Origin of the sequence: Burkholderia sp. BCC0044, from assembly GCF_902832955.1 — a bacterium.
Lineage (GTDB): Bacteria > Pseudomonadota > Gammaproteobacteria > Burkholderiales > Burkholderiaceae > Burkholderia.
Genome location: NZ_CADFDO010000001.1, coordinates 1,687,295 through 1,699,543, shown reverse-complemented (window position 1 = coordinate 1,699,543; position 12,249 = coordinate 1,687,295). Strand labels below are relative to the sequence as shown.

At 68.4% G+C, this 12,249-nt stretch carries 12 protein-coding genes; 5 read left to right on the top strand and 7 right to left on the bottom strand.

Annotated features, from left to right (window positions below):
* Positions 1 to 251 precede the first annotated feature (251 nt).
* Positions 252 to 1,388: a molecular chaperone DnaJ gene (gene dnaJ / locus HWX14_RS07640; protein WP_175882176.1), complete on the top strand. Its 1,137-nt coding sequence runs from the start codon at positions 252 to 254 to the stop codon at positions 1,386 to 1,388.
* A 4-nt stretch (positions 1,389 to 1,392) separates the two neighbouring features.
* Complete coding sequence (locus HWX14_RS07635) at positions 1,393 to 3,300, top strand: bifunctional anthranilate synthase component I family protein/class IV aminotransferase (protein WP_175882175.1); 1,908 nt, start codon at positions 1,393 to 1,395, stop codon at positions 3,298 to 3,300.
* A 119-nt stretch (positions 3,301 to 3,419) separates the two neighbouring features.
* Here HWX14_RS07635 and panB read toward each other — a convergent pair whose 3' ends face one another.
* Genes panB through hda form a run of 6 tightly spaced genes read right to left on the bottom strand, consistent with a single transcriptional unit; the run spans position 3,420 to position 8,526 of the window.
* Positions 3,420 to 4,235: a 3-methyl-2-oxobutanoate hydroxymethyltransferase gene (gene panB, locus HWX14_RS07630; protein WP_175882174.1), complete on the bottom strand. Its 816-nt coding sequence runs from the start codon at positions 4,233 to 4,235 to the stop codon at positions 3,420 to 3,422.
* A gap of 44 nt (positions 4,236 to 4,279) precedes the next feature.
* The gene (locus HWX14_RS07625; protein ID WP_175882173.1) at positions 4,280 to 4,966 is read right to left on the bottom strand and encodes a deoxynucleoside kinase; all 687 of its coding nucleotides are present in this window, start codon (positions 4,964 to 4,966) and stop codon (positions 4,280 to 4,282) included.
* Positions 4,963 to 5,505, bottom strand: coding sequence for a 2-amino-4-hydroxy-6-hydroxymethyldihydropteridine diphosphokinase (gene folK, locus HWX14_RS07620; RefSeq protein ID WP_006476832.1), 543 nt, complete (start codon positions 5,503 to 5,505; stop codon positions 4,963 to 4,965). Before folK ends, HWX14_RS07625 begins: the two co-directional genes overlap by 4 nt.
* Positions 5,506 to 5,540: 35 nt before the next feature.
* A complete protein-coding gene (gene pcnB / locus HWX14_RS07615; RefSeq protein ID WP_175882172.1) occupies positions 5,541 to 7,097 on the bottom strand; it encodes a polynucleotide adenylyltransferase PcnB in 1,557 nt (518 codons plus the stop codon).
* A 5-nt stretch (positions 7,098 to 7,102) separates the two neighbouring features.
* Positions 7,103 to 7,780 (bottom strand): HAD family hydrolase, encoded by a 678-nt coding sequence (locus tag HWX14_RS07610; protein ID WP_089466741.1) that lies wholly within the window; start codon positions 7,778 to 7,780, stop codon positions 7,103 to 7,105.
* Positions 7,781 to 7,791: 11 nt separating this feature from the next.
* On the bottom strand, positions 7,792 to 8,526 hold the full coding sequence (hda, locus tag HWX14_RS07605; protein ID WP_012327945.1) for a DnaA regulatory inactivator Hda: 735 nt from the start codon (positions 8,524 to 8,526) through the stop codon (positions 7,792 to 7,794).
* Between the two features lie 250 nt (positions 8,527 to 8,776).
* Here hda and purM point away from each other — a divergent pair, with 250 nt between their 5' ends.
* Entirely contained in the window at positions 8,777 to 9,832 is a 1,056-nt protein-coding gene (gene purM / locus HWX14_RS07600; protein ID WP_006484927.1) for a phosphoribosylformylglycinamidine cyclo-ligase, read from the top strand.
* A 109-nt stretch (positions 9,833 to 9,941) separates the two neighbouring features.
* Positions 9,942 to 10,337, top strand: a complete 396-nt coding sequence (locus HWX14_RS07595; protein WP_175882171.1) for an SgcJ/EcaC family oxidoreductase — start codon at positions 9,942 to 9,944, stop codon at positions 10,335 to 10,337.
* A gap of 22 nt (positions 10,338 to 10,359) precedes the next feature.
* Here the strand turns inward: HWX14_RS07595 and tet are convergent, their stop codons facing one another.
* The gene (tet, locus tag HWX14_RS07590) at positions 10,360 to 11,553 is read right to left on the bottom strand and encodes a Tet(A)/Tet(B)/Tet(C) family tetracycline efflux MFS transporter (RefSeq protein ID WP_175882170.1); all 1,194 of its coding nucleotides are present in this window, start codon (positions 11,551 to 11,553) and stop codon (positions 10,360 to 10,362) included.
* Positions 11,554 to 11,615: 62 nt separating this feature from the next.
* Here tet and tetR point away from each other — a divergent pair, with 62 nt between their 5' ends.
* Positions 11,616 to 12,248: a tetracycline resistance transcriptional repressor TetR gene (gene tetR / locus HWX14_RS07585; RefSeq protein WP_175882169.1), complete on the top strand. Its 633-nt coding sequence runs from the start codon at positions 11,616 to 11,618 to the stop codon at positions 12,246 to 12,248.
* Position 12,249 lies beyond the last annotated feature (1 nt).

Below are 12,249 nucleotides of genomic sequence, written 5' to 3'. Positions count from 1 at the left end.
ACCGTACGCCGCGCGCGCAAAAACGCGCGCGGCGCGACCGACCAGCGGCTGAAAAGCGGTCTGTCTTTCCTTCCGGATGGCCGGATCGACTCCACGCCTGGCGGGCCTTGCGGCCCTCCGGGCACATTTGTTTTTTGGCGGGTGCTGCGCGAGCCGTCCGCGGACGGTGCAGCGCCAGACGAGTCGAGAGACTTTACTGCGGGCGAAAGGAGCCGCCGCGTGCGCGATGCGTGGCGGCACAGTGAATCGATATGGCGAAACGGGATTACTACGAGGTTCTGGGCGTCGCGAAGAATGCGAGCGACGACGAAATCAAGAAGGCATATCGCAAGCTTGCGATGAAGTATCACCCTGACCGCAATCCGGACAGCAAGGATGCGGAAGAGCATTTCAAGGAGGTGAAGGAAGCCTATGAAATGCTGTCGGACGGCCAGAAGCGCGCGGCGTACGACCAGTACGGCCACGCGGGCGTCGATCCGAACATGGGCGGTGCGGGCGGGCAAGGCTTCGGCGGCTTCGCGGATGCGTTCGGCGACATCTTCGGCGACATCTTCGGCCAGGCCGCGGGCGGCGCCGCGCGCGGCGGCCGCGGCGGCCCGCAGGTGTACCGCGGCGCCGACCTGCGCTACAGCATGGAAATCACGCTCGAGCAGGCCGCGCACGGCTACGACACGCAGATCCGCGTGCCGAGCTGGGTGTCGTGCGAAGTCTGCCACGGGTCGGGCGCGAAGCCCGGCACGAAGCCGGAAACCTGCCCGACCTGTCACGGCCAGGGCTCGGTGCGCATGTCGCAGGGCTTCTTCAGCATCCAGCAGACCTGTCCGAAGTGCCATGGCACGGGTACCTACATCCCCGAGCCGTGCGCGCATTGCCACGGGTCGGGCAAGGTGAAGGAAACCAAGACGCTCGAAGTGAAGATCCCGGCCGGGATCGACGACGGGATGCGGATCCGCTCGGCCGGCAACGGCGAGCCGGGCATCAACGGCGGGCCGCCGGGCGACCTGTACGTCGAGATCCACATCAAGCCGCACGCGGTGTTCGAGCGCGACGGCGACGATCTCCACTGCCAGATGCCGATTCCGTTCACGACCGCCGCACTCGGCGGCGAGATCGAGGTGCCGACGCTGGCCGGCCGTGCGTCGTTCCCGGTGCCGGAAGGCACGCAGTCGGGCAAGACGTTCCGCCTGCGCGGCAAGGGTATCAAGGGGCTGCGTTCGAGCATTGCCGGCGATCTGTACGTGCACGTGCAGGTCGAGACGCCCGTGAAGCTGACCGACCACCAGCGCGACCTGCTCAAGCAGTTCGAGAAGTCGCTGGCCGAGGGCGGCGCGCGTCACAGCCCGCAGAGCAAGAGCTGGTTCGACCGGGTGAAGAGTTTCTTCGAGTAACGGCATGACTGATGGCAACGAGAGCGCGTCGTTCGCGCTCTTGGACGATTGCGACTCGACCGCGTCCGCGCGGTCGAGTCGTTTGTATTCGGGCTTCGTGCACGAACGCGTGTGCACGGACCCGGCGCAGCTCGACGCCATCGATGCGGCGCTCGCGCAGGATCTGCGCGACGGGCTGCATGCGGTCGTCGTCGGCGATTACGAATTCGGACGTAACCTGCAACGAGCGCAGCCGGGCGATGCCCCGCTGCGCTTTTTGCTGTATGCGAGCTGCGAGCGGCTGTCGCGCGACGAAGTCGACGCGTGGCTCGCGCGGCAGGACGGCGGCGGCACGCCGTCGATCGCGGGTGTCGCGCACGTCGCGAAGAGCGTGTCGCGCGACGCGTTCGACGCGGCGATCGGCGCGGTGCACGACGCGCTGCGCGCGGGAGACTCGTATCAGGTCAACTACACGTACCGGCTGAATTTCGACGTGTTCGGCACGCCGCTCGCGCTGTACCGGCGGCTGCGCGCGCGCCAGCCGGTGCGCTACGGCGCGCTGATCGCGCTGCCCGACGGCGCATGGGTCGTATCGTGCTCGCCCGAGCTGTTCGTCGAGAAGCACGGCGACGTGCTGCGCGCGCGGCCGATGAAGGGCACCGCGCCGCGTTCGGCCGATCCGCAGGCCGATGCGGCGGCCGCCGCATTCCTCGCGAATGACCCGAAGAACCGCGCGGAAAACGTGATGATCGTCGACCTGCTGCGCAACGACGTGTCGCGGATCGCGCGTACGGGCTCGGTCAAGGTGCCGGCGCTGTTCTCCGTCGAGCCGTATGCGTCGGTGTGGCAGATGACGTCGACGGTCGAGGCCGGCTGGCGCGACGGCACGACGTTCGCGCAGATGCTGCGCGCGCTGTTTCCGTGCGGATCGATCACCGGTGCGCCGAAGCACAAGACGATGGAACTGATCGATGCGATCGAGTCGACGCCGCGCGGGCTGTATACCGGTGCGATCGGCTGGCTCGATGCGCCGAAGGCGGCCACGCCGGCAGGTGATGCGGCGCCCGACGTCTCGGTCGGCTGCGGCGATTTCTGCCTGTCGGTCGCGATCCGGACGCTGACGCTCGATGCTGTCGACGTCGACACGGACGGTGCGGCCGCTGCCAATGCCGCCGCCGGCCGCCGCAGTGGCACGATGGGCGTTGGCGCGGGTATCGTGCTCGACAGCGTCGCGGCCGACGAATATGCGGAGTGCGAATTGAAAGCGCGATTCCTGACCGACGCCGATCCCGGCTTCCAGTTGTTCGAAACGACGGCCGCCACGCGGACGGACGGCATCCGCCATCTCGATCGCCATCTCGCGCGGCTGCAACGCAGCGCCGATGTATTCGGCTTTCGCTTCGACGCCGACGCATTGCGCCGCGAGATCGATGCGCGTTGCGCGGCGCTCGACGGCGACGGCGCGTACCGGATGAAGCTCGCGCTCGCGAAGGACGGCACGATCGAGATCGTCGCGGCGCCGCTGAAACCGCTGCCGGCGGGGCCGGTCGGCGTGATGCTGGCCGCCGCGCATGGTTTCGCGCCGACCCACACCGACGACGCGCTACTGCTGCACAAGACCACGCGTCGCGCCGAATACGACCGCGCATGGCAGGCGGCGGAGGCGCTCGGCGCGTTCGACATGCTGTTCGTCAACGAACGCGGCGAGGTGACGGAAGGCGGGCGCTCGAACCTGTTCGTGAAGCTCGATGGCCAGTGGATGACGCCGCCGTTGTCGTGCGGCGTGCTGCCGGGCGTGATGCGCGGCGTGCTGCTCGACGATCCGGCATTCGGGGCGGTGGAGCGTGTCGTCACGCTCGACGATCTGGCGCGCGCGCAAGCGCTGCTGCTGACCAATGCATTGCGCGGTGCGCTTGACGCGGTGCTGAAGTGACGACGTGATGGGGCGGGTGCCAACACCGACGCTACGAAGCTGGTGATCCGCGCAGCGCACGAACAAAAAGGCGCGGCCCCGCAAAGGGCGCCGCGCTTTTTTACATCCAGCCTGTTACGTCAGAACGAATGCTCCGGGCCCGGAAACGACCAATCCTTCACCGCGCTCACGTAGGCTTCGACGGCCGCCTGAATGTTCGGCTGCCCCTGCATGAAATCCTTCACGAAACGCGGCCGCTTGCCGGGGAACACGCCGAGCATGTCGTGCAGCACCAGCACCTGCCCCGAGCAGTCGACGCCCGCGCCGATGCCGATCGTCGGGATCTTCAGCATGTGCGTGACTTCGGCCGCGACGAGCGTCGGCACGGCTTCGAGCACGACGAGCTGCGCACCGGCGTCCTCGATCGCGCGCGCGTCGCGCAGCAGCTGCGCGGCGCCGGCTTCGGTCTTGCCCTGGACCTTGAAGCCGCCGAACGCATGCACCGACTGCGGCGTGAGGCCGAGGTGCGCGCACACGGGCACCGAGCGTTCGACGAGGAAGCGGATCGTATCGGCGAGCCATTCGCCGCCTTCGAGCTTGACCATCTGCGCGCCCGCGCGCATCAGCTTGACCGCGTTCGCGAACGCGTCGACCGGCGTCCCGTACGTGCCGAACGGCAGATCGGCGACGACGAGCGCGCGCGGCTGCGCCCGTGCGACACAGGCGGTGTGGTACGCGATGTCGTCGATCGACACGGGCAGCGTGGTCGTGTGGCCCTGCAGCACGTTGCCGAGCGAATCGCCGATCAGCAGCACGTCGGTGCCGGCGCGATCGAGCAGCGCGGAAAAGCTCGCGTCGTAGCACGTGAGCATCGCGATCTTCTCGCCGGCGTCACGCATTGCCTGCAGCTTGGGGACCGTCACGGCAGGCCGGCTCGATTCCTGGAGATAGGTCATGGAAAATCCGGGTCGATGGGGGAGGAACGACAGGCGAGGACGCGTCAGCGCGTCGTCTCGCCCTTGACGAAGAATTCCTTGCGGCCGCGCATCGTCTCGATGCGCTCGACCAGCAGGGCGAGATCTTCGGGGGAATCCAGCGGGTTCAGGTGTTCGGCTGCGACCGTCAGCACCGGCGTGCGGTCGTAGTGGTAGAAGAATTCGTTGTACGCGTCGACGAGCGAGCGCAGGTACGCGTCGCTGATCTGCAGTTCCATCGGCGTGCCGCGCTTCTGGATACGCGAGAACAGCACTTCGGGGCTGGCCTGCAGATAGACGACGAGATCGGGCGACGGCGCCTGCGGCACGTCGACGTGCGCGGCGACCGAGCGATACAGCTGCCACTCGTCTTCCGGCAGGTTCAGCCGCGCGAAGATGTCGTTCTTCTGCGGCATGAAATCGGCGATGACGGGCCGGCCGGTTTCGAGCGCGCCGATCAGCTCGCGCGCCTGCTGCGCGCGCTGCAGCGCGAACGACAGCTGGACGGGCAACGCGTAGCGCGCGGTGTCGCGATAGAAGCGTTCGAGGAACGGATTGTCCTGCGGGCGCTCGAGCAGCGTCTGCATCGACCAGCGCTCGGCGAGCAGGCGCGCGAGCGTCGTCTTGCCGACGCCGATCGGGCCTTCGATCACGAGATAGCGGTGCGGGGCGCGCAGGTCGGGCGCGGTGACGGTCAGCGGAGTCGAGTTCATCGGCAGCGGGTCTTGTCGGCGTCTTCGCCGGCCGCGAGCGCCTTTTGCATCAGGCACTGGCAGGTCTGCACCTTTTCGACGCGCTGATCCGCGACGGCGGCGAGAAAGGCGTCGGCGCGGCCGCGCGCGGGGATGTCGAGCGCCGGCTCGATCTCGACGAGCGGCACGAGCGCGAATGCACGGTCGGTGAGGCGCGGGTGCGGGACGATCAGGTCGGGTTCGTCGATGGAGTCGGCGCCGAACAGCAGGATGTCGAGGTCGAGCGTGCGCGGCGCATTGCGATACGGCCGCTCGCGGCCGAAGTGATGTTCGATCTTCTGGCAGAGCGCGAGCAGCTCGCGGGCCGACAGCGTCGTGTCGAGCTTGACGACGCAGTTGTAGTAGTCGTCGCCGCCCGCTTCGAACGGCGCCGTGCGATACAGGCTCGATTTGCCGAGGATCGAGATGGTGCGCTGCTGCGCGAGGCACACCACCGCGTCCTTCAGGGTCTGGCGCGCATCGCCGAGATTCGCCCCCAGTCCGATATATGCAACCGTCATGGCATCACTTCCTACGTCGTTCGCCGGCGCGCGCGTCAGTCGTCGGAACCGCTCGCGGTATCGCTCGCGGTATCCGGCGCCTGCTCGGCGGCGCCTTCGCCCTGCTGGCGGTTTCGCGCACCGCCGCGGCGGCGCCGCTTGCGGGGCGATTTTTCCTTCGAGCCGCCCTGCGTGAGCAATGCCTCGCGAGCGGCCGCGTCGCCTTCGATGAAATCCGTCCACCACTGTCCGACTTCCGTATCGAGCTCGCCGGATTCGCAGCGTAACAGGAGGAAATCATACCCCGCTCTAAACCTTTGGTGTTCCAGCAGCCGCATCGCGCTGCGGCCCGAGCGTTTCTCGAGGCGCAGCTGCAGGCCCCAGATCTCGCGCATATCGGCCGAGTAACGCTTGTGGATCGCGAGTTTCTCGGTCTGCATGTCGAGCACGTCGTCCATCGCGCGATGGAGCGCCGGTACCGGGATTTCGCCCGCGGCCGTGTATTGCTCGAAGCGCTGGCGCATGTCGTGCCACAGCAGCGTCGCGAACAGGAAGCCCGGCGACACCGGCTTGCCGGCGCGCACGCGCGCGTCGGTGTTGTTCAGCGCGAGCGTGATGAACTTCTCGCCCTGCGGCTGTTCGAGCACGACGTCGAGCAGCGGCAGCAGCCCGTGATGCAGCCCTTCCTTGCGCAGCCGCTGCAGGCACGCGAGCGCGTGGCCCGACAGCAGCAGCTTCAGCATTTCGTCGAACAGGCGGGCGGCCGGCACGTTGTTGATCAGGTCGGCGAGCGCGTGGATCGGCTCGCGCGTATGCGGCTCGATCTCGAAATCGAGCTTCGCCGCGAAGCGCACGACGCGCAGCATCCGCACCGGATCCTCGCGGAAGCGCGTGGCCGGATCGCCGATCATCCGCAACAGGCGGGCGCGCACGTCGGCCATCCCGTCGTGATAGTCGAGCACCGTCTGCGTCGACGGGTCGTAGTACATCGCGTTGATCGTGAAGTCGCGGCGCGCGGCGTCCTCGTGCTGTTCGCCCCACACGTTGTCGCGCAGCACGCGGCCGCTCGCGTCGACCGCATGCGTGCGGCGATCGAGTTCGTCGCGCTTCAGGCGCCGCGGCGGCTCGGCCGTGGCCGCGGCCGCCTCGGGCGGCGCGTCGACCAGCGCGCGGAACGTCGACACTTCGATCAGGTCCTGGCCGAACTGCACGTGGACGATCTGGAAGCGGCGGCCGATCAGGCGCGCGCGGCGGAACAGGCGCTGCACTTCGGTCGGCGTCGCGTCGGTCGCGACGTCGAAGTCCTTCGGTGCGATGCCGAGCAGCAGGTCGCGCACCGCGCCGCCGACGATGAACGCGCGGAAACCCGCCTGCTGCAGCGTGTCGGTCACGCGCACCGCGTTCTTCGAGATCAGCGCCGGGTTGATGCCGTGCACGCTGGCCGGCACGACGGTCGGCTCGTGGTTGCTGCGCGGTTTTTTCGTGCCGCCGCCGCGGGCGCCCTTCGGGGCGCGCGGGGCAGCAGGGGCCGCTTCGTCGGCCGGGGCCGTTGCGGGGGACGTTTGCTCGGTTTCGTCCTGACCGAGCAGCTTGCGGATGAATTTTTTGATCACGACGTTCAGAAGAGATCGAGGATACGCCAGCCGCGGGTGCTTGCATGCGCACGCAGCGTGTCGTCAGGGTTGGTCGCGATCGGGTCGGTGACTTTCTCGAGCAGCGGGATGTCGTTGTGCGAGTCGCTGTAGAAGTAGCTGTGCGCGAAGTCGTCCCAGTGCTTGCCGAGCGACGCGAGCCACGCTTCGGTGCGCACGATCTTGCCTTCGCGATAGCTCGGCGTGCCGGTCGGCCGGCCCGTGTACGGGGAATCGGGATGCCCGTCGGTCGTTTCGACCTCGCACGCGATCAGCGTGTCGACGCCGAACGCGGTCGCGATCGGGCGCGTGATGAATTCGTTGGTCGCCGTCACGACGCAGCACAGGTCGCCCGCATCGAGGTGCTGGCGTACCAGTTCGAGCGCGGCGGGCGTCATCGCGGGCCGGATCACCTCGTGCATGTACTGCTCGTGCCACTCGGCGAGCTGCGCGCGCGAATACTTCGCGAGCGGCGTGAGCATCGCGGTGAGGTACGCGTGGATGTCGAGCCGGCCGGCCTTGTAGTCGGCGAAGAACTGGTCGTTCTGACGCGAGAAGCTTTCCGCGTCGACGATGCCGAGCTTCACCATGAAGCGACCCCATTCGTGGTCGCTATCGGTCGGGATCAGCGTGTGATCGAGGTCAAAGAGTGCCAGATTAGTCATGGAAGCGCATTTTACTCGAAGCGGTTCGGGCCCGTGCCCGGTGGTGTGATGTCGTCGCCGGGACGCGCGAGCATCCGGCGCAGCAGCGGCAGCGTGACCGCGCGTTTCTGCTCGAGCGAGAAGCGGTCGAGCGCGTCGAGCAAGGCCATCAGGCTCGGCATGTCGCGGCGGAAATGGGTCAGCAGGTACGCGGCGATGTCGTCGGTGAGCGCGATCCCGCGCTCCTTCGCCGCGAGCTTGAGCACCGCGATCTTGCCGGCGTCGGACGGCGGCGACAGGTGGAACACGAGCCCCCAGCCGAGGCGCGTGCGCAGATCCTCGCGCACGTCGAGCGCGAGCGGCGCGGCCGGACCCGCCGCGACGAACGCGCTCGACGGGTGCGCGCGCACTTCGTTGAACAGGTTGAACAGCGCGACCTGCTGCGTGTCGCTCATCCGGTCGCAGTCGTCGATCGCGTAGATGCCGATGCGCGGGTCGAACGTGAACGCGCCGAGCGGGCTCTGCGGCGTCAGGTAGCGCGCGTAGCCGTACGACGCGTCGCTCACGAGCGCCTGCAGCAGATGGGTGCGGCCGCTGCCGGGCTCGCCCCAGATGTAGAACGACCGGTCCGGCACGGGGCCGGCCGCGAGCGCGAGATCGAGCTTCTGCAGGCGCGTGACGAGCTCGTCGTTCTCGTCGCTCATGATGAAGTTGTCGAACGTGGCGGGCGGCGGCGTGCCGAGATCGAGCGTCAGTTGACGGGACACAGCAGTCACAATGCGGATCGGTTGAGAAAACGCGTGCCGTACGCCGGGCACGCGCGGGGGAAGGCGCCTCGGCTGGCTTCACGCGCGACCGTACGCACGGCGGCGCGCGGGTTCCGGCGCGGCTCGCGTAGCGAAGAAAACGGGGACGTGTCGACCAAGATGCAATCCCTGACGATTCGGTGCTGGGAATTCCGGCCAACGGGCCGGCTTCGGGTAAAATCGCATTTTACCGACCTTCTCGCATTCCCCCATGAATCCTCCGAAATCCGCTCCCGACGCTCAGGGTCTGTCCTATCGCGACGCAGGTGTCGACATCGACGCAGGCGACGCGCTCATCGACAAGATCAAGCCTTTTGCGAAGAAAACCCTGCGCGACGGCGTGCTCGGCGGCATCGGCGGGTTCGGCGCGCTGTTCGAAGTGCCGAAGAAGTACAAGGAGCCCGTGCTCGTGTCGGGCACCGACGGCGTCGGCACCAAGCTCAAGCTGGCCTTTCATCTGAACAAACACGACACCGTCGGCCAGGATCTCGTCGCGATGAGCGTGAACGACATCCTCGTGCAGGGCGCCGAGCCGCTGTTCTTCCTCGACTACTTCGCATGCGGCAAGCTCGACGTCGACACGGCCGCAACGGTGGTCAAGGGCATCGCGCAGGGCTGCGAACTGTCGGGCTGCGCGCTGATCGGCGGTGAAACGGCCGAAATGCCGGGCATGTACCCGGATGGCGAATACGACCTGGCCGGCTTCGCGGTCGGCGCGGTCGAGAAGAGCAAAATCATCGACGGCAGCACGATCGCCGAAGGCGACGTGGTGCTGGGCCTCGCATCGAGCGGCATCCACTCGAACGGCTTCTCGCTCGTGCGCAAGATCATCGAGCGCGCGAACCCGGATCTGTCGGCCGATTTCCACGGCCGCTCGCTGGCCGACGCGCTGATGGCGCCGACGCGCATCTACGTGAAGCCGCTGCTCGCGCTGATGCAGAAGCTGTCGGTGAAGGGCATGGCGCACATCACCGGCGGCGGTCTCGTCGAGAACATCCCGCGCGTGCTGCGCGAAGGCCTCACCGCCGAGCTCGACCAGAACGCATGGCCGCTGCCGCCGCTGTTCAAGTGGCTGCAGGAGCACGGCGGCGTCGCCGATGCGGAAATGCACCGCGTGTTCAACTGCGGGATCGGCATGGCCGTGATCGTCTCGGCGGCCGACGCCGACGCGGCGATCGCCGACCTGACCGCCGCCGGCGAACAGGTGTGGAAGATCGGCACCGTGCGTGCGACCCGCGAAGGCGAGGCGCAGACGGTCGTGGTCTGACGCACGGCAAGCAGATGCAATAAGGAAAGCCGCCCGGAATCGATCCGGGCGGCTTTTTTTTCGGGCGCCGCGTGCGGTCGGACGCGGCGCCGATGAAGGAGGGGCGACGATGACCGAAGACGAACGCGCGATCCGCGAGCTGGTGGAAAACTGGTTCGTGTCGAGCCGGCGCGGCGACCTGGCGACCGTGCTCGACCTGATCGCCGACGACGCGATCTTCATGGTGGCCGGCCAGCCGCCGTTCGACAAGGCGGCGTTCGCGGCCGCGTCGCGCGACGCGAATGCCGGCGCGGCACACGCGCCGAAGATCGACGGCCGCTACCGGATCGACGAGCTGTGCGTGATCGGCGACTGGGCATACATGCGCAATTTCATCGAGATCGACGCGACGCCGCCGGGCGGCGAACCGATTCGCCGGTCGGGCCACACGCTGACGATCTTCCGCAAGTCCGACGGCCGCTGGCAGCTCGTGCGCGATGCGAATCTCGTGACGCTCTCGCAATGAGTGCGGCGGTACACGCCAGCGCTCATGCGGACGGTCGCGGCGCGTTCGCCGGGCGCGCGCCGGCCAGCAACGGTGGCACGAACAGGTACAGCAGCGCGGCGGCGGCCCACACGAGCCCCGGCCACGTCGCGCGCGTCGCCGCGTAGGTCGCGGTGACGACCAGCGGCCCCGCGACGCCGATCAGGCTCGCCACGCTCGCCAGCGTGCCTTGCAGTTCGCCCTGGCGCGCGTCGTCGACCTGCCGCGCGAGCATCGCCTGCAATGCGGGCAGCGTCATGCCGCCGGCCGCGAACAGCGGCAGCAGCGCGAACGGCACCCAGGCGGCGGTCGCGAACGCGATGACCGCGAGCCCGAGCGCGTCGCCCGCGAGGCCCAGCGCGAGTGCGCGCCGCTCGCCGAGCCGCGCGATCAGCGGCCCGATCGCGAACGCCTGCGCGAGCGCGTGGCACGCGCCGTAGCCGGCGAGCGACAGCCCCGCGATCGGCGTCGACCAGCCGAAATGTTCCTGGCCGTACAGGATCCACAGCGTCGCGGGCGCCTGCGACACCAGCGCGACGATCACGTAGATGCCGACCAGCGGCGCGAGCGCGGGCGCGCCGCTCAGCCGGCGCAGGCTCGCGAACGGGTTGAGCGCGCCGGCCGTCCGGCCTTCGCGGGCCGAGCGCGGCCGCGATTCCGGCAGCACGCGCCATACGAGCACGAGATTCAGCGCATTGAGCAACGCGGCCGCGACGAACGGCGCACGCAGATGCAGCGCGCCGAGCAGCCCGCCGATCAGCGGGCCTGCAATAAAGCCGATGCCCATCATCGCGCCGAGCTGGCCAAAGCGCCGCGCGCGGTCGGGCTCGGCCGTCACGTCGGTCACGTACGCGGTCGCGACCGCGACGTTCGCGCCGGTGATGCCGGCGACCAGCCGCCCGACGTAAAGCCACGCGAGCGTCGGCGCGAGCGCCATCAGCAGATAGTCGAGCGCGGCGCCCGCAAGTGACGCGAGCAGCACCGGGCGGCGCCCGAAACGGTCGCTCAGCGCGCCGAGCAGCGGCGCACACAGGAACTGCGCGAACGCGTACAGCGCGAGCAGGATGCCGTAGTGGGTGTCGGTGCTGCCCGCGGCGGCGAGCGAGCGCAGCAGCCCGGGCAGGATCGGCATCACGATCCCGACGCCGATCGCGTCGAACAGGACCGTGGCCAGGATGGCAATCAGGGACGGATTCAAGGACGTTACTCTATCGATGATAGAGTGCGAAGTATTCCACAGTTTCCCTATCGGTGATAGAGATGAAGGACACAGGCGCGCGGCTGACGCGCGACACGGTATTGCGCGCGGCGCTCGAATTGCTGGATGAGGTGGGAATCGACGGGCTGTCGACGCGGCGGCTGGCCGAGCGGCTCGGCGTGCAGTCGCCGACGCTGTACTGGCATTTCAGGAACAAGGCCGAGCTGCTCGACGCGATGGCCGAGGCGATCATGCTCGAGCGCCACGGCGCGTCGCTGCCGCAGCCGGGCGACGTGTGGGATGCGTGGCTCGCGGAGAATGCGCGCAGTTTTCGCCGCGCGCTGCTCGCCTATCGCGACGGCGCGCGCCTGCACGCCGGCACGCGGCCGCGCGCGCTGCATTTCAGCTCGATCGAACGCAAGGTCGCGCTGCTCGGTGAAGCGGGTTTCAAGCCGGACGAGGCGGTCGACGTGATGGTCGCGATCGGGCGCTTCGTGGTCGGATGGGTGCTGGAAGAGCAGGCGCGGCCAGACGGCGACGCCGATGCGCTGCTGCCGGATGCGGCCGAGTACCCGTTGTTCGCGAAAGGCTGGGCCGCGCTGCGCGAGCGCAGCGATGACGAAGCGTTCGAGCGCGGCATCGCGTGGATCGTCGACGGCGCCCGCGCGCGCCTGGCGGCGCGTCAGGCCGGCTGAC